Origin of the sequence: Marinobacter sp. JSM 1782161, from assembly GCF_011421605.1 — a bacterium.
Taxonomy (GTDB): Bacteria; Pseudomonadota; Gammaproteobacteria; order Pseudomonadales; family Oleiphilaceae; genus Marinobacter_A; species Marinobacter_A bohaiensis.
Genome location: NZ_WSSA01000002.1, coordinates 773,725 through 794,562, shown reverse-complemented (window position 1 = coordinate 794,562; position 20,838 = coordinate 773,725). Strand labels below are relative to the sequence as shown.

Annotated in this window: 17 protein-coding genes; all 17 read left to right on the top strand. The window is 61.6% G+C overall.

The features are described 5' to 3' along the window. Positions 1 to 85 precede the first annotated feature (85 nt). On the top strand, positions 86 to 1,504 hold the full coding sequence (leuC, locus tag GQB00_RS03495; RefSeq protein ID WP_165855242.1) for a 3-isopropylmalate dehydratase large subunit: 1,419 nt from the start codon (positions 86 to 88) through the stop codon (positions 1,502 to 1,504). 12 nt (positions 1,505 to 1,516) lie between these two features. Then, entirely contained in the window at positions 1,517 to 2,170 is a 654-nt protein-coding gene (gene leuD, locus GQB00_RS03490; protein WP_165855241.1) for a 3-isopropylmalate dehydratase small subunit, read from the top strand. A gap of 21 nt (positions 2,171 to 2,191) precedes the next feature. Then, a complete protein-coding gene (leuB, locus tag GQB00_RS03485) occupies positions 2,192 to 3,265 on the top strand; it encodes a 3-isopropylmalate dehydrogenase (RefSeq protein ID WP_111496037.1) in 1,074 nt (357 codons plus the stop codon). 119 nt (positions 3,266 to 3,384) lie between these two features. Then, entirely contained in the window at positions 3,385 to 4,500 is a 1,116-nt protein-coding gene (gene asd / locus GQB00_RS03480) for an aspartate-semialdehyde dehydrogenase (protein WP_165855240.1), read from the top strand. A gap of 429 nt (positions 4,501 to 4,929) precedes the next feature. Continuing rightward, complete coding sequence (locus GQB00_RS03475) at positions 4,930 to 7,581, top strand: FimV/HubP family polar landmark protein (RefSeq protein ID WP_228276658.1); 2,652 nt, start codon at positions 4,930 to 4,932, stop codon at positions 7,579 to 7,581. After that, positions 7,529 to 8,035 carry a FimV/HubP family polar landmark protein gene (locus tag GQB00_RS21795; protein WP_228276657.1) on the top strand — a complete coding sequence of 169 codons (507 nt, stop codon included), beginning with the start codon at positions 7,529 to 7,531 and terminating at the stop codon, positions 8,033 to 8,035. The genes GQB00_RS03475 and GQB00_RS21795 overlap by 53 nt, the downstream gene beginning before the upstream one ends. 109 nt (positions 8,036 to 8,144) lie before the next feature. Then, entirely contained in the window at positions 8,145 to 9,050 is a 906-nt protein-coding gene (truA, locus tag GQB00_RS03470) for a tRNA pseudouridine(38-40) synthase TruA (RefSeq protein ID WP_165855239.1), read from the top strand. Next, positions 9,047 to 9,676 carry a phosphoribosylanthranilate isomerase gene (locus tag GQB00_RS03465; protein ID WP_165855238.1) on the top strand — a complete coding sequence of 210 codons (630 nt, stop codon included), beginning with the start codon at positions 9,047 to 9,049 and terminating at the stop codon, positions 9,674 to 9,676. The genes truA and GQB00_RS03465 overlap by 4 nt, the downstream gene beginning before the upstream one ends. Further along, positions 9,669 to 10,877 (top strand): tryptophan synthase subunit beta, encoded by a 1,209-nt coding sequence (trpB, locus tag GQB00_RS03460; RefSeq protein WP_266096044.1) that lies wholly within the window; start codon positions 9,669 to 9,671, stop codon positions 10,875 to 10,877. The genes GQB00_RS03465 and trpB overlap by 8 nt, the downstream gene beginning before the upstream one ends. A 17-nt stretch (positions 10,878 to 10,894) precedes the next feature. Beyond that, the gene (gene trpA / locus GQB00_RS03455; protein WP_111496042.1) at positions 10,895 to 11,707 is read left to right on the top strand and encodes a tryptophan synthase subunit alpha; all 813 of its coding nucleotides are present in this window, start codon (positions 10,895 to 10,897) and stop codon (positions 11,705 to 11,707) included. 54 nt (positions 11,708 to 11,761) lie between these two features. Next, complete coding sequence (accD, locus tag GQB00_RS03450) at positions 11,762 to 12,691, top strand: acetyl-CoA carboxylase, carboxyltransferase subunit beta (protein WP_111496043.1); 930 nt, start codon at positions 11,762 to 11,764, stop codon at positions 12,689 to 12,691. Beyond that, positions 12,675 to 13,937 carry a bifunctional tetrahydrofolate synthase/dihydrofolate synthase gene (folC, locus tag GQB00_RS03445; protein WP_165855236.1) on the top strand — a complete coding sequence of 421 codons (1,263 nt, stop codon included), beginning with the start codon at positions 12,675 to 12,677 and terminating at the stop codon, positions 13,935 to 13,937. The genes accD and folC overlap by 17 nt, the downstream gene beginning before the upstream one ends. Before the next feature lie 127 nt (positions 13,938 to 14,064). Beyond that, a complete protein-coding gene (locus GQB00_RS03440; protein ID WP_165855235.1) occupies positions 14,065 to 14,766 on the top strand; it encodes an SPOR domain-containing protein in 702 nt (233 codons plus the stop codon). Between the two features lie 106 nt (positions 14,767 to 14,872). Continuing rightward, positions 14,873 to 15,439: a CvpA family protein gene (locus GQB00_RS03435; protein WP_111496046.1), complete on the top strand. Its 567-nt coding sequence runs from the start codon at positions 14,873 to 14,875 to the stop codon at positions 15,437 to 15,439. 6 nt (positions 15,440 to 15,445) lie between these two features. After that, positions 15,446 to 16,969, top strand: a complete 1,524-nt coding sequence (gene purF, locus GQB00_RS03430) for an amidophosphoribosyltransferase (RefSeq protein ID WP_165855234.1) — start codon at positions 15,446 to 15,448, stop codon at positions 16,967 to 16,969. A gap of 18 nt (positions 16,970 to 16,987) precedes the next feature. Further along, positions 16,988 to 18,211 carry an O-succinylhomoserine sulfhydrylase gene (locus GQB00_RS03425; protein WP_111496048.1) on the top strand — a complete coding sequence of 408 codons (1,224 nt, stop codon included), beginning with the start codon at positions 16,988 to 16,990 and terminating at the stop codon, positions 18,209 to 18,211. Positions 18,212 to 18,252: 41 nt separating this feature from the next. After that, the gene (locus tag GQB00_RS03420; protein ID WP_165856514.1) at positions 18,253 to 20,817 is read left to right on the top strand and encodes a DNA translocase FtsK; all 2,565 of its coding nucleotides are present in this window, start codon (positions 18,253 to 18,255) and stop codon (positions 20,815 to 20,817) included. The last annotated feature ends 21 nt before the right edge of the window (positions 20,818 to 20,838 follow it).

Here is a 20,838-nt window from a genome sequence, read left to right as displayed (position 1 = left end):
TATCACAGGCGTGGGTTTATCATAAATCATCAATAACGATCATCTGATGAGGCGCGGTGGCAACGCCGCGATTGAGGGAGGCCCCATGGCTGGAAAGACCTTGTACGACAAATTGTGGGACGACCATTTGGTCAAACAGCGTGATGACGGTTCGGCGCTGATCTACATCGACCGTCAGCTCCTGCACGAAGTGACGTCTCCGCAGGCGTTCGAAGGCCTGCGCCTCGCCGGTCGCCGTCCCTGGCGCCTGGACGCGAACCTGGCTACGCCCGACCACAACGTTCCCACCACGGACCGGGCGCGCGGTATCGACGGCATCGTTGACCCGGTATCCCGCACCCAGGTGGAAACCCTCGACAAGAACTGCGACGAGTTCGGCATCCTGGAATTCAAGATCAAGGATCAGCGCCAGGGCATCGTGCACGTGATTGGGCCGGAGCAGGGCGCCACCTTGCCGGGCATGACCATTGTCTGCGGTGACTCCCACACTTCCACCCACGGCGCCTTCGGCACACTGGCGCATGGCATCGGGACCTCCGAGGTGGAGCACGTGCTGGCCACCCAGTGCCTAGTGCAGAAGAAAATGAAGAACATGCTGGTCAAGGTCAACGGGCGGCTCGGGCCGGGCGTGACCGGCAAGGACGTGGTGCTGGCCATCATCGGCAGGATCGGCACCGCTGGCGGTACCGGTTACGCCATCGAGTTTGGCGGCGAAGCCATCCGCAACCTGTCCATGGAAGGCCGCATGACCATCTGCAACATGTCCATCGAAGCGGGCGCCCGGGTCGGCATGGTCGCGGTTGACGACACGACCATCGAGTACGTCAAGGGGCGGCCCTATGCACCCAAGGGCGAAATGTGGGACGCAGCGGTTGCCGCCTGGCGCGACCTCCACAGTGACGCCGATGCCGAGTTCGACAAGGTGATCGAGCTGGAAGGCTCCGAGATCCAGCCGCAGGTCACCTGGGGGACGTCACCGGAAATGGTCGTGGGCGTGGGCGATCAGGTGCCCGATCCCGAGCAGGAAGCCGATCCCATCAAGCGCGAGGGCATCGTGCGGGCGCTCAAGTATATGGGGCTGGCGCCGAACACGGCGATCACCGACATCAAGCTCGATCGCGTGTTCATTGGTTCCTGCACCAACTCCCGCATCGAGGATCTGCGCGAAGCGGCGGCGGTGGTCAAGGGCCGCAAGGTGTCGTCGCAGTTGAAGCAGGCGATGGTGGTGCCGGGCTCAGGCCTGGTCAAAGTGCAGGCGGAACAGGAAGGCCTGGACAGGATCTTCATCGAAGCGGGGCTGGAATGGCGCGATCCGGGCTGCTCCATGTGTCTGGCGATGAACGCCGACAAGTTGGGTCAGGGCGAACACTGCGCCTCTACGTCCAACCGTAATTTCGAAGGGCGTCAGGGGTTCGGCGGCCGGACGCATCTGGTCAGCCCGGCCATGGCGGCCGCGGCGGCCATTGCCGGACATTTCACCGACGTTCGCGAATTCGTTCACTGAGGAGTCAACACCATGCGTGCATTCACCCGACATCAAGGCGTCGTGGCCCCGATGGATCGCTCCAACGTGGACACGGACATGATCATTCCCAAGCAGTTTCTCAAGTCGATCAAGCGCACCGGCTTCGGGCCGAACCTGTTCGACGAACTGCGCTACCTCGACGAGGGAAAGCCGGACCAGGACTGCTCCCAGCGTCCGATCAATCCGGACTTTGTGCTCAATCAGCCACGCTACAAAGAAGCCAGCGTGTTGCTGGCGCGTCGCAACTTTGGTTGTGGATCCAGTCGTGAGCACGCACCCTGGGCTCTGGATGATTATGGGTTCCGCGTGATCATTGCGCCGAGTTTTGCGGATATTTTCTTCAATAACTGCTTCAAGAATGGTCTGCTTCCGATTGTTCTGGAAGAGGAAACTGTAGACCGTCTTTTCGCGGACGTAGAGGCACAGGAAGGTTACTCCCTGGACGTGGACCTGGATAGCCAGGAAGTGGTGACACCGTCTGGAGAACGTTTCAGTTTTGACGTGGATCCGTTCCGCAAGCACTGCCTGCTGAATGGTCTGGACGACATCGGCGTTACGCTGGAAGACAGTGACACCATCCGGGAATACGAATCGGCGCGTCGCCAGCGCTCGCCCTGGCTGTTCGATTCATTCGCCAATTCATAAACCAGTTTGGGAACCAAGGATATGAGTCAGTCTGTATTGCTGCTGCCGGGGGACGGCATCGGGCCGGAAATTGTTTCTGAAGCCGAGCGCGTGCTGCACGCGGTTAACGAGCGTTTCAAGCTCGATCTGCATTTCGATACAGCGGATGTGGGCGGTGCGGCGATTGATGCCACCGGTGTGCCTCTGCCCGACAGCACGCTCGACAAGGCGCAGAAGGCCGATGCCATCCTGCTGGGTGCCGTGGGCGGCCCCAAGTGGGAAGGTCTGGAGATCGCCATTCGGCCGGAAAAAGGGCTGCTGGGCCTGCGTTCCAACCTGGAGCTGTTCGCAAACCTGCGTCCGGCCATCCTGTATCCGCAACTGGCGTCAGCGTCTTCGCTCAAGCCGGAAGTCGTCTCCGGGCTGGATATCCTGATTGTGCGCGAGCTGACCGGCGGCATCTATTTCGGACAGCCGCGCGGTGTGCGCGAGCTGGATAACGGAGAGCGCCAGGGGTACAACACCTACGTCTACAGTGAATCCGAGATCCGCCGGATTGGTCGTGTTGCCTTTGAAGCGGCCCAGCAGCGTGGTGGCAAGCTGTGCTCGGTCGACAAATGTAACGTGCTCGAAGTCACCGAGCTGTGGCGCGAGGTGATGACGGACATGGCGAAGGATTACCCGGACGTCGAGTTGTCGCATATGTACGTCGATAACGCCGCCATGCAACTGGTCAAGGCGCCCAAACAGTTCGATGTGATTGTGACCGGCAACATGTTTGGTGATATTCTTTCCGACGAAGCGGCCATGCTGACCGGTTCCATCGGCATGCTGCCGTCCGCATCGCTGAATGCGGAAAAGCAGGGCATGTACGAGCCCTGCCATGGTTCCGCTCCGGACATCGCCGGCCAGGGCATTGCCAACCCGCTGGCGACCATCCTGTCAGGCGCCATGATGCTGCGCTACAGTCTGGGTGCGGAAGAGGCCGCGCAGGCTATCGAGAGCGCTGTCAGTAAAGTGCTCGATCAGGGCTTGCGCACGGCCGACATTATGTCCGAGGGGGCCACCCGCGTCAGTACCCGAGAAATGGGTGACGCGGTTCTGGCGGCGCTCTGAGCGGACGATCATCACAGACCTGACGACGGCTGGATGTTGCCGTCGCAGGATCATTCATCCGGTCCGTTCCCTGCGAAAGGGGACGCGGGCCGGCACAGAACGAGGTTCAAAAGTCGCACATGAAGCGAGTTGGACTTATTGGTTGGCGCGGCATGGTGGGATCCGTCCTCATGCAGCGCATGCAGGAAGAAAACGATTTCGCCGACATCAACCCGGTTTTCTTCTCCACATCCCAGGCTGGTCAGGCTGCGCCCGACGTGGGCAAGGCCGATGTGCCCGCCCTCAAGGACGCGTTTGACCTGGACGCCCTGCGGGAAATGGACGTCATCCTGACCTGCCAGGGCGGCGATTACACCAGCAAGGTTTACCAGCCCCTGCGTGATTCTGGCTGGGAAGGCTACTGGATCGACGCCGCCTCCACACTGCGCATGGCGGACCATTCCATCATCGTGCTGGACCCGGTTAACCGCAACGTTATCGACGATGCGCTGGCCCGTGGCGTCAAGGATTACATTGGCGGCAACTGCACCGTCAGTCTGATGATGCTGGCTCTGGGCGGCCTGCTGGAAAATGACCTGATCGAATGGATTTCCCCCATGACGTATCAGGCGGCCTCCGGTGCCGGCGCCCAGAACATGCGGGAGCTGCTGGAACAGATGGGGCAGCTGCACGGCAACGTGTCTGACCTGCTGGCGGATCCGCGCTCGGCGATTCTGGAGATCGACCGCAAGGTTACGGAAACCATGCGCTCCGGTGAGTTTCCCACCGACAACTTTGGCGTCCCGCTTGCCGGCAGCCTGATTCCCTACTGCGACAAGCAGCTGGAGAGCGGCCAGAGCAAGGAAGAGTGGAAAGCCCAGAGCGAGACCAACAAGATCCTCGGTCGCAGCGACAGCCCGATTCCCATCGATGGCATCTGTGTGCGGATCGGCGCCATGCGCAGTCACAGCCAGGCGCTGATCATCAAGCTTCGCAAGGACATCCCGGTCAGTGAGATCGAGTCGCTGTTGGCCAAGTCCAATGACTGGGTCAAGGTGGTTCCGAACGATCGCGAAGTCAGCATGGAAGAGCTGACACCGGCGAAGGTGACCGGCACGCTGAGCGTACCCATCGGTCGTATCCGCAAGCTGGCGATGGGCCCGCAGTACATTTCCGCGTTCACCGTGGGCGATCAGCTGTTGTGGGGCGCTGCGGAGCCTCTGCGTCGTATGCTGCGTATCCTGCAGGAACGCTGACAGGTGGCATTTTCACGTCGCTGACCCGGCGTGGAAATGCAAACCACGTCCTGTTTTCAGGATTTGTGTTGGGGGCGAAGGCTGCATTAGGCTTTCGCCCCTGTTATTTTCGGGCGCTCGTTTATTGAAAGTGAATCAGCGATGCGGCCGAAATGTAACAAGGGAATTTGGTAGCGGAATGTAAGGCAGAGTGTGCCGCCAGTAACAAAATTCATCAGTCGGTACAGGGTGTTCCGAACATTTGTTTAACAACAATTACAAACATTATCTCTGATTGATTGATAAAGGGGGCTTTATCAACAATACTTTCGCAAACGTTAGAATCAGATCGATGCCCAATAAAAAAGCGAAAGACGGAAGTCATCCAACCTCGTCCGAGTCTGAATTTAGACGGCAGTAACGAATAACGGAGACTGGTAAGGAAAAAGCATGAAAGTACGCAAACTTGCGGTTGCGCTGGCTCTGGTGGGAGGGCTCGGCTCAGGCGTCGCTAACGCGCTCGGGCTTGGAGAAGTGGAACTTCAATCCTATCTCAATGAACCCCTCGACGCTCAAATCGAGCTGAGCAACAGCAGCGATCTGAGTCCCAACGAAGTCTTCGTCGACCTCGCTCCACCCCAGGTTTTTGAAAGGGTGGGTATCGATCGTGACTTTTTCCTTACCAATCTCAGTTTCAACGTGGTGACGGCGCCCAACGGCCAGCTTGTGGTCAATGTCACAAGCCGGCAGGCCGTTCGCGAGCCCTACCTCAACTTCCTGATCGAAGTGACCTGGCCCAGCGGCAAGCTCCTGCGCGAGTATTCCATGCTGCTGGATCCCCAGGTGTATGCCGATCAGGTCGGTGAAACGCCGGCGCAGACCGTGCAGGCGCCGGCATCGCAACCGACCCGGAGCACGCAGGCACAGGCCAGCCCGCGCCAGGAGTCGGCCGCAACGGTCAGCCGCAGCAGTGGCTCGTCGTCGGCCCGGACGTTCGGCCCGACAGGCCCCTCCGACACCCTGTGGGGCATTGCCCAGCAGGTTCGTCCGGATGCCAGCTACTCGCCGCAACAAGTCATGCTGGCGCTGCAGGATCTGAATCCTGATGCCTTCATTGACGGCAACATCAACCGGCTGAAGCGTGGCCAGGTGCTGCGTATTCCCTCGGCGGATCAGATAGAGGTGCGCAGTAACAGCCAGGCTGTCCAGGAAGTCATTGCGCAGAATAACGCATTCAAGCAGCCGCAACAGAGCGTCGACGCGACCGGCCAGCAGCCGGGAGCGGTGGCCTCCACGCCGGCGGACAGCGGTGACGAACTGCGTCTTGTGGCGGATAACGATGCCGTCAGCCCTGAAGAAGGCGCGGCCTCCGGCGGTGCTGACGGCGTCGCCGGCGGTGCCGAAGGTAGCACCGAAGTGGTGATGGAGCAGCTCGACAAGGCGCAGCGCGAGAACGCGGATCTCAATTCCCGGGTTGAAGACCTCCAGTCCCAGCTTGAAACCATGCAGCGGCTGGTTGAACTGAAAAACGCCCAGTTGGCCGAGCTCCAGGCGCAAGCGGGTGACCAGCCGGCGAATGTGGGTGCAGGCCAGGACGGCGCCGCCCCGGCGGTCGATGCGGCTGCCGCAGCAGACGAGTCCGGCGAGATGTCGGAAGCAGACCCGCTTGCTGCCGGCGAAACAGCTCCGGCAGGTGAAGAGACTACGGGCGACATGGCTGCCGAAGGCGAAACGGAGGCCATGCCGACGGCCACCGGTGACGACGCGGCGGCGACCGCCGAGTCGTCCTCCGACACCATGGCGGCCGACGATGAGATGACGGGTGATGCCCAGTCGAGTGAGCCTGCGGCGCCGGTCGCCTCTGAACCGTCCGCGGCTGAGCCACAGGACGAAGAGCTAGCCCAGCAGCCAGCTGCAGCCGAGCCGGTCACTGAAGATGAAGGCTTCGTGGCGAACCTCATGGACCAGTTCATGAACAATCGTCAGTACCAGATGGTCGGCGGTGGCGTGGCCATCCTGGCGCTGCTGCTGGTTGCCATGGCAGCCCGTCGGCGCTCCAGGGAGGAGCCGTCGCTGGAAGACGAACTGGACGCCGGGCACGGCGACGATGACACGCTGGATCTCGGCGGTGCCGCTGACCATGCTGACGAGGAGCGGGATGCACTGGCCGAAGCCGATGCCTATATGGCGTACGGGCGCACCGACCAGGCGTCCGAGGTGCTGGAGTCCGCCATTTCGCGCGAACCGAGCCGCAGCGACCTGCGACTGAAGCTGCTCGCCGTTTACGCTGAATCCGAGAATCGGGACGCGTTCGAGAAGCAGTTTGCCGAACTGGAGGCCCTGGACGACGAGTCGGCGATGACCGAGGCGCAGGCGCTTCGCGGCAAGCTGGAAGAGGCAGAGGCCACGCCCAGCATCGACGATCTGGAATCCCAGCTGCGGTCCGGAAGTGCCGCTGAAGACAAGGACGAGGAAGATATTTTCGCGGGCTTCGAGTCGGATGATTCGACAGAAGCCGGTGAAGCCCGGACGGAAGACGAGTTCAGCGAAAGCGCGGATGATTTCTCCTTTGACACCCTGGACCTGGAAGAGGAACCGGTTGAGGAGAGCAAAGCGGCGGAATCCACGCCTGAAGAAGCAGGCGATGACGCCGCATCGGATTTCGACCTGACCGATCTGGGTCTGGACGATGATGAAGTGGCAGAGCCGACGACCGGCGAATCCCGGCCGGAGACCGCGTCCGAGGATGATCTCGACTTCAACTTCAGCCTGGATGACGATCTGACTGAAGACGAGAAGAGCGTCGCCGACGCTGAAGAATCCCTTTCGGAAGACGATTTCGGCTCGCTTGAGCTGGACGATTCCCTGCTGGAAGGCGATCTCGACGATAAAGCCGAGGCGTCGACTTCCGACCGGGCTACCAGCGACGATGAGGCGCCGGCACTGGAAGAGGAGCCGGAGCTGGCCTCGGACGAGGACGGCGAGCTGGATGAGTCGTTCCTGGATGACCTCGACGCCGAGCTTGAAAAGGTGGCCGGTGAAGAAGAGCTTGGCGAGAAAGCCGGCCAGGACGGATGGCGACTCGGAAGATACGCTCGATGAGCTTGAGCTGGATGTTTCCGACGAGGATCTCGCCTTGATGGAAGAAGTGGCGGAATCGCCGGAGGAAGGTTCTGACGACGAACTCGGCGACTTGGAGATTCCGGAATTGGATGAGTCACTGGAGACCCGCGAAGACGATGAGTCGATCCCGACAGCCGAGGAATCCGTCGAGGAAACCGACGCTGAGGAGATTCCAGAGTTGAGTGAGGCGGATGCGGGGAGCGAGAAGCGTTCATCCACCTCGATGGATTTTGATGAAGCGGCCCTGGACGACGAGGACGATTTCGATTTCCTTGCTGGCACCGATGAGGCGGCCACCAAGCTGGATCTGGCGCGCGCTTATATCGAGATGGGTGACGCCGACGGCGCCCGGGACATTCTGGAAGAGGTTTCCATTGAAGGGAGCGACGACCAGAAGACGGAAGCCAAGGACCTGCTCAAAAACCTGTCCTGATCCGTTATACTGGGCGCATTGCTAAACCAGCGCCTGATTGAGAGCGCCGGAAGTGGTTTCACTTCCGGCGTTTTCGTTTCCGGATCAGCATCAAGCGGAAGAGTCCACCTTGCATCCCTCGTTCACAACCTTTGATCAGGCAGCGCCGATCGGCGATGGTCGCGTTGCTCTGCTGTTTGAATACGACGGTGCCGCCTTTCACGGCTGGCAATACCAGAAAAGCGGCGTTCCATCGGTTCAGGGGCACCTCCAGGAGGCGGTGTCCAGGGTGGCCAATCACCCGGTCGACCTGATCTGTGCCGGACGCACCGACGCCGGCGTCCATGCCACCGCCCAGGTGGTGCATTTCGAAACGCCGTCGGTGCGCACCTTCCGTTCCTGGATCATGGGCATCAATACGGCGTTGCCGGGCGACATTGCGGTGCGCTGGGCCGGGAAGATGGCCGACGATTTTCACGCGCGCTTCAGCGCCGTCAGCCGACGCTACCGCTACGTCATTCACAATCACCCCGTTCGCCCCGGGCTGCTGCGCAAACACGTCAGCTGGACGTTTCGCCCGCTGGATGCGGAGCGCATGCACGAGGCTGCGCAGGCGCTGGTCGGCGAGCAAGACTTTAGTTCGTTTCGGGCGGCAGGGTGCCAATCGCGTACGCCGCACCGGAACCTGCACTTCATCCGGGTCAGCCGTCACGGGGACTATGTGGTGATCGACATCCAGGCCAACGCATTCCTGCATCATATGGTCCGTAACATTGCCGGTGCCCTGATGGCGGTGGGCAACGGCAAGCAGCGACCGGAGTGGATTCGTGAGATACTGACGCGGAAGGATAGACGACAAGCGGATATTACCGCGCCGGCTTATGGGCTGTATCTGGTGAACGTCGGTTATCCGGCGGAAGCCGGTATCCCGTCCGAGGCGCCGGGGCCAGACTTCATGCAGCCCTGGTTCTCCGACGAACAGCAAGCCCTGGTTGAAGGACCGGAATTCCAGCGACATCAGAGCGAGGTGTCATGAGGACTCGCATTAAAATCTGTGGACTGACCCGGCCGGACCAGGCGGCGAGCGCCGTTGAAGCCGGTGCCGACGCGATTGGTGTGGTGTTCTATCCGCCCAGTCCGCGTTCGGTGGATATCGGGCCGGCACGGGAGATTTTGGCAGCGTTGCCGCCGTTTGTAGAGACCGTGGGGCTGTTTGTGAATCCGGAAGCAGACTGGGTGCGCCGGGTCTTGGACGAGACCGGTATCAGCCTGTTGCAGTTTCACGGCGATGAACACCCGGCTTTCTGTCAGCAGTTTGGTCGTCGCTGGATCAAAGCGGTTCGGGTGCGGGCTCGTGAGGATATCGAGTCCGCCTACGAACGTTTTTCCGAGGCATCGGGATTGCTCGTCGATGCGTATGACCCCAACAGGTACGGCGGGACAGGGCAGACCTTTGACTGGGCGCTGATCCCCGAAAACCGCCCCAAGCCCTTGATATTGGCCGGTGGTCTGAACTCTGCTAACGTAGCGGCCGCGGTAGCGGCGGTAAGACCCTGGGCTGTGGATGTCAGTGGTGGGGTCGAGAGCGACAAGGGCATCAAGGACCCGGCCCGCGTGATTGAATTTATCAGAGAGGTGAATCGTGTCGGTAAAGCTGACTGAAGACATGCTCCGAGACCTCCCGGACACCCGGGGGCATTTTGGCGCGTACGGTGGCCGTTTCGTGTCCGAAACCCTGATGGACTCGCTGATGCAGCTGGAGACCGAGTACCTCAAGCTGCGCAACGATCCAGACTTCATCGCCAAGTTTGACAAGGATCTGGCGGACTATGTTGGCCGGCCAAGCCCGCTTTATTTTGCCGAACGGCTCACCCTCGAGGCCGGTGGCGCCCAGATCTGGCTCAAGCGTGAGGACCTCAATCACACCGGCGCCCACAAGGTGAACAACACGATCGGGCAGGCGCTGCTGGCCAGTTTTCTGGGTAAGAAGCGGGTGATTGCCGAGACCGGCGCAGGCCAGCATGGCGTGGCCACGGCCACCGTCTGCGCCCGCCTGGGCCTGGAATGTCACGTTTTCATGGGTGAGGAGGACGTGCGTCGCCAGGCGTTGAACGTCTACCGCATGAAGCTGCTGGGCGCTGAAGTGCACGCCGTTTCCAGTGGCACCAAGACCCTCAAGGACGCCATGAACGAAGCCATGCGCGACTGGGTCACCAACGTCGACGACACCTTCTACATCATCGGGACGGTGGCCGGCCCGCACCCGTACCCGATGCTGGTGCGCGACTTCCAGTCGGTTATCGGGCGCGAAACCCGCCGCCAGTCCATGGAGCAGGCCGGTCGTTTGCCGGATGCTCTGGTCGCGTGTGTCGGCGGTGGTTCGAATGCCATTGGTCTGTTCCATCCCTTCCTGCTGGATGAGTCCGTTGCCATGTACGGTGTCGAGGCCGGGGGCCTGGGGCTGGATTCCGGTCAGCACGCCGCGCCGTTGACCAGTGGACGTCCGGGTGTTCTGCACGGCAACCGCACTTACCTGATGGAAGACGAGAATGGGCAGATCGCCGGTACCCATTCGGTCAGCGCCGGGCTGGACTATCCGGGCGTGGGTCCGGAGCACAGCTGGCTCAAGGACGTGGGCCGTGCACAGTACGTCGCGGTCACCGACGACGAAGCCCTGGACGGGTTCCGCAAACTGACCCGGGTGGAAGGCATTATGCCGGCCCTGGAAAGCGCCCACGCCGTGGCCTACGGTGTGAAGCTGGCGGCCTCCATGGACAAGGATCAGATGATTGTCATTAACGTATCCGGTCGTGGCGACAAGGATATCCATACCATCGCCGAGCTGGACGGAATCGAGATTTAAGGGAGTCGGTAAGCCGCATGAGTCGTATTGAGACAGTCCTGCAGAAACTCAAGGGCCAGGGCCGCAAGGCGCTGATTCCGTACATTACCGCCGGGGATCCGCATCCCGACCACACCGTGGAGCTGATGCACGCCCTGGTCGCCGCCGGAGCCGATATTATCGAGCTGGGCGTTCCTTTCTCAGACCCCATGGCCGACGGCCCGGTTATCCAGCTGGCGTGCGAGCGAGCCCTGGTCCATGGCACCTCGCTGCGTCAGGTCATTGGCATGGTGAAGACTTTCCGCGAGCAGGACCCGGACACCCCGGTCGTGCTGATGGGGTATCTCAACCCGGTGGAGGCCATGGGCTACGATGCGTTCACCGAGGCCGCACGGGATGCCGGCGTGGATGGTGTGCTGACGGTCGACCTGCCGCCGGAAGAGGCGGATGATGTGGCGCCGCTGTTCGCCAGAGCCGGGCTTGATCCGATCTTCCTGCTGGCGCCGACCACCACCGAAGACCGTATCCGCGCCATCAGTGAGCACAGTTCCGGCTATGTCTACTATGTTTCCTTTAAGGGCGTAACGGGCGCGTCACGTATCGACGTGGCCGACGTGGCCGAGAAGGTCAATCGTATCCATTCGCTGACGGCGGTGCCGGTTGGCGTTGGCTTCGGTATTCGCGACGCACAGACGGCCGCGGCTGTGGGGCGGGTATCCGATGGTGTAATTGTGGGAAGTGTCCTGGTGGATACAATTGCCAAAAATCAGGAAGACATCGACGCCCTCAAGGCGGCGTTGACGCAACTTCTGAAACCGATGCGTGAAGCGCTGGACGAGCTGGCCTCCTGAAGCTGCAGAAACCGGCCGCGCTCGCAGAACAGGACAGACTAACAGGAAGACATCATGAGTAACTGGCTGGACAAGATCATGCCGAGCATGATTCGCTCGGACTCCAAGCAGCGGACGAGCGTTCCCGAAGGCCTCTGGAAAAAATGCCCCAAGTGCGGCGCTTTCCTCTACAAGCCAGAACTCGACAAGAACCTGGATGTCTGCCCGAAGTGCGAACACCACCTGCGGGTGTCCGCACGTCGCCGGCTGGACATCTTCCTGGATCCCGATGGGCGCGACGAGATCGGCGCTGATCTGGAACCCTGGGATCGCCTGAAGTTCAAGGACAGCAAACGCTACAAGGACCGTCTGGCCCAGGCGCAGAAGGGCACCAGGGAGAACGATGCGCTTGTCGCCATGCGTGGTCGCACGCTGGGACTGCCGGTGGTCGCCTGCGCCTTCGAATTCAACTTCATGGGCGGCTCCATGGGGCAGGTGGTGGGCGAAAAGTTCGTCCAGGCCGTGAATGTGTCCCTGGAGGAGCGTATTCCTCTGGTGTGTTTCTCCGCCAGTGGTGGCGCCCGTATGCAGGAAGCCATCCTGTCGCTGATGCAGATGGCCAAAACCGCCGCGGCCCTGGAGCGCCTGAAGCAGGAAGGCATCCCCTTTATTTCCGTGCTCACCGACCCGGTTTTCGGTGGCGTGTCCGCCAGTCTGGCCATGCTGGGCGACCTGAATGTGGCCGAGCCCTACGCCCTGATCGGCTTCGCCGGCCCGCGGGTAATCGAGCAGACCGTGCGTGAAAAGCTTCCGGAAGGCTTCCAGCGCAGTGAGTTCCTGCTTGAACACGGGGCCATCGACATGATCGTTGGGCGCCACGATATGCGTTACCGCCTGGCCAGCGTGCTGGCCAAGTTCACGGGCCAGGAGGCGCCGCAGCCTGATCCGGAGCGCGAGCCAGAGCCGGGTGAAGAGACTGAAATCCCCGATGCCCCGAGCGCCTGAATCCGGAGCCACTGTCAACGAGTGGCTCGCCTACCTCGAAGCACTGCATCCCAAGGACATCGATCTGGGGCTGGACCGGGTACTCCTGGTCCTGCGCCGGCTCTTTCCGCGTCACCCCGGTGCAAGGATCGTTACGATCGGCGGAACCAACGGCAAGGGCACGACGGTCGCAGCACTGGAGCGCCTTTTACTGTCCCGCGGGCGCTCTGTGGGTGCCTACACATCGCCGCATCTGCAGGTCTATAACGAACGCGTCCGGCTCAATGGTCTGGACATCGATGACGCCTCCCTGGTGGACGCCTTCGAGCGTGTGGAGGCGGCCCGCCGGGACGTCTCGCTGACTTATTTCGAATTCGGCACCCTGGCGGCGTTCGTTGCCTTCGAAAAGGCAGGCGTCGAGGACTGGCTGCTGGAAGTCGGTCTGGGCGGGCGCCTGGACGCCGTCAATGTGCTGGATGCCGACCTGGCCATCATCACCTCCGTCGACCTGGATCACACCGCCTGGCTGGGCGACGACCGCGAGCAGATCGGCTTCGAGAAAGCGGGCATCCTGCGATTTGGTCAGGATGCGATCTACGCCGAGTCTAATCCGCCGCGCTCTGTGCTGCAGCAGGCAGCGGCGCAGAAGGTCAGGTTTCGCCGCCTGGGCGAAGACTACCGGATTGATCGCAACACCGATGGCAGGGCCTGCGTGGTCACCGATGACTGGCGCGTGACGCTGCCGGAGGGTGGCTTGCCGGTAGGGAGTCTGGCGGCGGCGGTCCAGGGGTTCCGTATACTGGAGCCGGACGTTGGTGAAGAAGCGATTGCCCAGGCGCTGGAACAGGTAGCCGTGCCGGGCCGTTTTGAGACATTGCGATCGTCACCGAGGGTGATCGTGGATGTCGGTCACAACCCCCATGCCGCGCGCTGGCTCCGGGAGCAGATCGCGAAACTGGGTGTCTCGGGTCAGGTGAGGGCGGTGTATGCCTGCCTGGAAGACAAGGATTCCGCTGGCGTGGTGTCCGCCGTCTCATCCGTTATCGGCACCTGGTATCTGGCCCCACTGACGGTTCCCCGAGGATTGGATCTGCCAGGGCTTGAGCGCCGCCTCGAGGCGGTTCTGGCCGGACACGACCGGGTTCGTGGTTGCCCGTCGGTCAGTGCCGCCATCGACGCCGCCATCGCTGACGCCGATCCGGCGGACGTTGTCGTCGTCTTCGGCTCTTTCTTTACCGTTGCCGAGGCGCGACAGCACCTGGGCTGAGCGGATCTGTCCTGAAGGTGTACCCATTCCTTAAAGTTACTTCATGCTCCCGGCAGCCCTTTGTGTTCGGTCGCCGCGGGCGTTAGTATCCGGTCAGACTCTTGGCGAATACAGAGGATCGCTTCCTGTGGATGGACTCAAACAGCGTATCGTTGGCGCACTGGTATTGATTTCCCTGGCTGTTATCTTTGTCCCGATGCTGTTCGACGAGCCGCATACAGAGCGAACCACCCGAACCATCGACCTGCCGGAAGAACCGGCCTTTCCTGCCGTTGAAATGAACGATGCCCAGGGCGATGCCGAGCCCTCCGGCACCGGTGGAGCCATTGCCAATGGCGGCTCCGATTCCGGTAACTCGCAAGGTTACACCATCGAAGAGTCGGCGCCGGTGGTGGAGTCGCCCCAATCCCCGTCGGAGGAAACCGCTTCCGGGACCGTCGAGAGCGTTGCGGCGGCACCGGAACCGGAACCTGCTCCCGAACCGGAGCCAGTGGAGCGCCAGGAGGAGGCGCCGGCTGCCGCGGCGGACAGCCAGGCCGAGCCCGCCGAGCCGGAACCGGCCGACAAAGCCGATTATCAGCAGGTGCTGAAAGGCGCCTGGCTGGTCCAGTTGGGTAGCTTTGGCAATGAGAAAAATGCCTTGCGGTTGCGCGACAAGGTCCGGGAGCAGGGCTACGCGGCCTACACCCAGAGCGTTGAGCGCGGTGACCTGACGTTGACCCGGGTGTTTTCCGGCCCCTTCGTGAGCGAAGACGAAGCCCGTTCCGCCAAACAGCGCCTGGACAAGACGTTTGCCCTTAACAGTCTGGTGATGTCGGGTGATAAGTAGCGCTGGAACGCGCTTCGGACGCACATTCCGGCGACGGCTTCAAGGTTTGGTGTGACCCGGTTTCCTGTTAGAATCCGCGCTTCTGAAATTCGTTAGTGGGTCGACCATGGACGCGCTGATCTGGATAGACTGGGTCATCATCACAATCATCACGGTTTCGACCCTGATCAGCCTCAAGCGCGGTTTTGTCAGGGAGGCGCTGTCCCTGGTCACCTGGGTATGCGCCTTTATCATCGCGCGCACCTTTCACCCGCAGATGCAGTCGCTGCTGGAGAGCACCGTCGAGACCCCGCTGGTCCGGCTGATTGCCGCGTTTGCCATCCTGTTTTTTGGTACCCTGATCGTGGGTGCCGTGATCAATAACCTGATCGGACAACTTGTCCGCGCCACCGGTCTTTCCGCTACCGATCGTGTACTGGGAATGGGATTTGGCCTGTTGCGTGGCGTTCTGGTCGTAATTGTCGCCATTGCCTTCGTGCGTTATACGCCATTGTCCCAGGATACCTGGTGGAGAGAGTCGATCATGATTGACCGGCTGGCCCTGGTGGAGCAGTGGTCCCGGCGCATGCTGGGCGATGAGTTTGAACGATGGCTCGGACCGGCCGGGGAACCCGCTTCCACGGTTCAGGCACAACCGGGCAACGAAGCCATGATTTCTGTACTGGAGAAGTAAACACCCATGTGTGGCATTGTCGGTATCGTAAGTACCTCTAACGTCAACCAGACGCTGTACGACGCGTTGACGGTTCTTCAGCACCGGGGGCAGGATGCGGCCGGCATCGTAACCTTCCAGGACGAGCGCTTTTATCTGCGCAAGGACAACGGCCTGGTGCGGGACGTGTTCCGCACCCGCCATATGCGCCGCCTGGTGGGCAACGTGGGTATTGGTCACGTGCGCTACCCCACGGCCGGCAGTTCCAGTTCAGCCGAGGCCCAGCCTTTCTATGTGAACAGCCCTTATGGCATTACCCTGGCTCATAACGGCAACCTGACCAACGCCGACGAGCTGAGTCAGGATCTGTTCCGCACCGACCTGCGCCACATCAATACCAATTCCGATTCCGAAGTCCTGCTCAACGTGTTCGCCCACGAGCTGCAGAAGCAGGGCAAGCTGGTGCCGACCAAGGACGAAATCTTTGCCGCGGTCAGCGCTGTCCACGAGCGTTGTCGTGGTGCCTACGCGGTGATTGCCATGATTACCGGCTACGGCATCGTCGGGTTCCGCGATCCCAAGGGGATCCGCCCCGCCTGTTTCGGCGTGCGCGAGACCGAAGCCGGCAAGGAATACATGATTGCCTCCGAAAGCGTGGCCCTGAACGCCGCCGGCTTCAAACTGGTTCGCGACATCGAGCCGGGCGAAGCGGTCTACATCGAGACCGACGGCACGCTCTACAACCAGCAGTGCGCCAGGGACCCGCATCTGATCCCGTGTATCTTCGAGCACGTCTATTTTGCCCGTCCGGATACCATTCTCGACAAGGTGTCGGTCTACAAGGCGCGCCTGCGCATGGGCGAAACCCTGGCGGACAAGGTTCTGCGCGAGCGTCCCGATCATGATATCGACGTGGTGATGCCGATCCCCGACACAAGCCGGACCTCGGCCATCCAGATGGCGCACCGCCTTGGGGTCAAGTTTCGCGAAGGCTTCATCAAGAACCGCTACATCGGCCGGACGTTCATCATGCCCGGCCAGAAGATGCGCAAGAAGTCCGTGCGCCAGAAGCTGAACCCCATTGATCTGGAGTTCAAGGACAAGAACGTGCTGTTGGTGGACGACTCCATTGTGCGCGGCACCACCTGTGAAGAAATCGTGCAGATGGCCCGCGACGCCGGAGCGCGCAAGGTGTACTTCGCGTCCGCAGCGCCCCCGGTGCGTTATCCGAACGTCTACGGCATCGATATGCCGGCGGCCAGCGAGCTGATCGCGCACGATCGTTCGATCGAGGAAATCCAGGACATGATCGGTGCCGACTGGCTGGTGTACCAGGACCTGGACGACCTGATCACCTGCGTCAATGACGTCAATCCCGAAATCGAAGCCTGGGAGTGCTCCGTTTTCGATGGCAAGTACGTCACCGGCGACATCGACGCGGCTTATCTCGCCAACCTGGAAAGCCAGCGCAGTGAAAGCTCCAGGGCGAAGAAAAGCACCGCGATGAGCACCGAAAACGGCATTATCGACCTGCACAACGACGAAGACTGAGCTTGAGGAAAGGCCCCGATGACCAAGATCCGTGAGGAGCATAACCTGATCCCGGAAACCGACCTTGAGGGCGTGTCCGTCGACACGTTAGCGGTGAGGGCAGGGCAGATGCGGACCGCCCAGCTTGAGCACAGCGATGCCATTTTTCCCACCTCCAGCTTCGTCTATGGCAGCGCGGCCCAGGCCGCGGCGCGCTTTGGTGGCGAGGAGCCGGGCAACATCTACTCCCGCTTCACCAACCCCACGGTCCAGTCCTTCGAGGCGCGTATTGCGGCGATGGAAGGGGGCGAGCGGGCCGTGGGCACGGCATCCGGCATGGCCGCGATTCTCAGTACCTGCATGGCGCTGCTGCAGGCGGGAGATCATGTGGTGTGCTCGCGCGGCGTTTTCGGTACCACCAATGTGCTGTTCCAGAAGTACCTGGCCCGTTTCGGCGTGGACACCACGTTCGTCAGCCTGACGGATATGGAAGGCTGGCGTGCGGCAATCCGCCCCGAAACGAAAATGCTGTTCCTGGAAACGCCGTCCAACCCGTTGTGTGAAGTGGCGGACCTGCAGGAGCTGTCGGCGCTGGCCAAGAGCCACGACGCGTTGCTGGTGGTCGATAACTGCTTCTGCACGCCGATCCTGCAGCGGCCGTTCGAATACGGTGCCGATATTGTGATTCACTCGGCCACCAAGTACCTCGATGGCCAGGGGCGCTGTATCGGCGGTGTGGTCATCGGTTCCAACGCGCTGATGGAAGAAGTCTACGGCTTCATGCGCTCGGCCGGTCCCAGCCTGAGTCCATTCAACGCCTGGGTCTTCCTTAAAGGTCTGGAAACGTTACCGATTCGTATGCGCGCCCACTGTGCCAGTGCGTTAGAGTTGGCCCAGTGGCTGGAACAGCACCCGGCGGTGGAGCGCGTGTTCTACGCGGGCCTGGAGTCCCATCCCCAGCATGAACTGGCCCGCCGGCAGCAGAAAGGCTTCGGTGGCGTCCTGTCATTTCGGGTGAAGGGCGCTCGCGAGGAGGCCTGGCAGGTCATCGACTCGACGCAGGTGATGTCCATCACCGGTAACCTGGGGGATACCCGCACCACCGTGACTCATCCGGCCACCACCACTCACGGCCGCCTGTCCGCCGAAGACAAGGCTGAGGCGGGGATCACGGAAAACCTGATCCGGATATCGGTCGGGCTGGAAGATATTGACGACCTGAAGGCCGATCTGGCCCGCGGGTTGGACGCATTGACGCGCTAATAACAGAAGGAAGCCTGCTCTGAATGAGCCGTAGTCAGTCCATGTCAGAACGGAAAAAAGCGAGCGAAGAGACTCAGCTGACGGAAAAGCAGCAGCGCTTTCGCAAACTGCTGGCGCAGGGTGGTCGCGAAGGGGCGCTGATTGCCCTCGTGGCCCTGTGCATTTACCTGCTGATGGCGCTGGTCAGTTTCAGTCCGAAAGACCCTGGCTGGGCCAGTATCGGGCACGACGTCACGGTGGTGAATTACGCAGGGCGCACCGGTGCCTGGATCGCCAGTCTGCTGATCGATTTCTTCGGGCAGGTGGGCTTCCTGTTTCCGGCGATGGTGGCTTTCTATGCCTTCCTGCTGGTCAAGCATCGCAACGACCCGCTGGAGCTGCATTGGCCCCTGCTGGCGCTGCGCTTTGGCGGTTTTGTGCTTATTGTCCTGAGCGCCACGAGCCTGCTGTCGATGTACTCCATCATGGGGCTGGACGCCAGCGCCGGTGGCGTCATCGGCGTCGAGGTTTCGGAAACCATGGTGGGGGCCTTTAACCTGCCGGCGGCGACTCTCCTCCTGGTGGCCATCTTCCTGTTTGCCCTGACCGTGTTTACCGGGCTGTCCTGGTTCCAGTTAATGGACCAGTTGGGCGACTATACGCTGAAGTCGGTGGAGTGGGTCCGCACCCAGTTTGATACCTCGGGCGATGACGACGATGACTTGCCTGAGCCCGAGCCGAAGCGCCGGGAACCGCCACTGATTAACGACCGCGTTGCCGAGGAAGACGACAGGCCTTCCCTGTTCGAGCGCCTGCGTAACCTGTTCCGCCGCTCCGAACCCGACGCCCCCTTCGAGGACACCCAGCCTCAGCGAATCGAGCCCAGTGTGGATGGTTTGGCGGCCACGCCAGCCGACGATACGCCCGTCGACAGCGGCTTTTCCGCACGCGAAGAGACGCCGGCGCCACCGGTCGCCAAAGCCAAGCCTCCCGCTCAAAAAACGCCGGCCCAGCCGGAATCCCGCTCGGTGAAGATTTCGCCGTTCCAGCGTAAGGACGAGGCGTCAGCCAACAAGAAGGAATCCGGGCGTCAGCCGTCGCTGTTCGACAACATCGACAGTCCGCTGCCGCCGCTGACCCTGCTTGATCCGCCGGATACCAACAAAAAGAAGGGGTATTCCGAGGAGTCTCTGGAGCATATGTCGCGGCTGCTGGAAGAGAAGCTGTCCGATTTTGGCGTCAAGGTGGAAGTGGTCGAGGTCAATCCCGGGCCGGTCATCACCCGGTTCGAGATCAAGCCGGCGCCTGGCGTGAAAGTCAGCCGGATTTCCAACCTGGCCAAGGACCTGGCCCGCTCGCTGGCGGTGCTCAGTGTGCGGGTGGTGGAAGTTATTCCCGGCAAGTCCGTGGTGGGTATTGAGATTCCCAACGAAGAGCGGGAAATGGTGCGGCTGCGCGAGGTGCTGTCGTCCAAGGCCTATGAGGATCCGTCCTCGCCGCTGACCCTGGCGCTGGGCAACGACATCGGCGGCAATCCGATGACCGCCAACCTGGGCAAGATGCCGCATCTGCTGGTGGCCGGTACCACCGGTTCCGGTAAGTCCGTCGGGGTCAACGCCATGATCCTCAGCATGCTGCTGAAGGCGACGCCGGACGAGGTCCGCTTCATCATGGTGGACCCGAAGATGCTGGAACTGAGCATCTACGACGGCATTCCGCACCTGTTGGCGCCGGTCGTTACCGATATGAAAGAGGCAGCCAACGGCCTGCGCTGGTGCGTGGCGGAAATGGAGCGTCGCTACCGGCTGATGGCTGCCCTCGGGGTGCGCAACCTGGCCGGTTTCAACCGCAAGGTGAAAGACGCCATCGAAGCCGGCGAGCCGATCCCGGATCCGCTCTGGACGCCGGACGAGCACCTGGATAACGCCGAGGAAGCCCGCCCGGCCCTGGAGCCGTTGCCGTTCATCGTCGTGGTGATCGACGAGTTCGCCGATATGATGATGATCGTTGGCAAGAAGGTCGAAGAGCTCATCGCGCGGATTGCCCAGAAAGCACGGGCCGCCGGTATCCACCTGATCCTGGCAACCCAGCGCCCGTCGGTGGATGTCATCACCGGCCTGATCAAGGCCAACATCCCGACGCGGATTTCCTTCTCGGTCCAGTCCAAGATCGATTCGCGCACCGTCCTGGACCAGGGTGGGGCGGAGCAGCTGCTCGGCCACGGGGACATGCTCTACCTGCCGCCCGGCTCCGGCCTGCCGGTGCGGGTGCACGGCGCGTTCGTCGACGACGACGAAGTTCACCGCATCGTCAATGCCTGGAAGGAGCGTGGCGAGCCGGTGTACGTGGACGATGTACTTAATGGCGCCGAAGGCGAGAGCCTGCCTGGTGTGCCGACCCTGTCGGAAGGGGGTGGTGACAGCGAAGGCGACTCGCTGTATGACGAGGCCGTGGCTTTCGTCACCGAGGGCCGTCGTGTCTCCATCTCTTCGGTGCAACGCAAGTTCAAGATCGGCTACAACCGGGCGGCCAACCTGGTGGAGGCCATGGAAGCCTCCGGCGTGGTCAGTCCTGCCGGTCACAACGGCGCCCGAGAGGTTCTGGCGCCGCCACCCCCGCGAGACTAGACGTCGTATCGCATGAGGAGT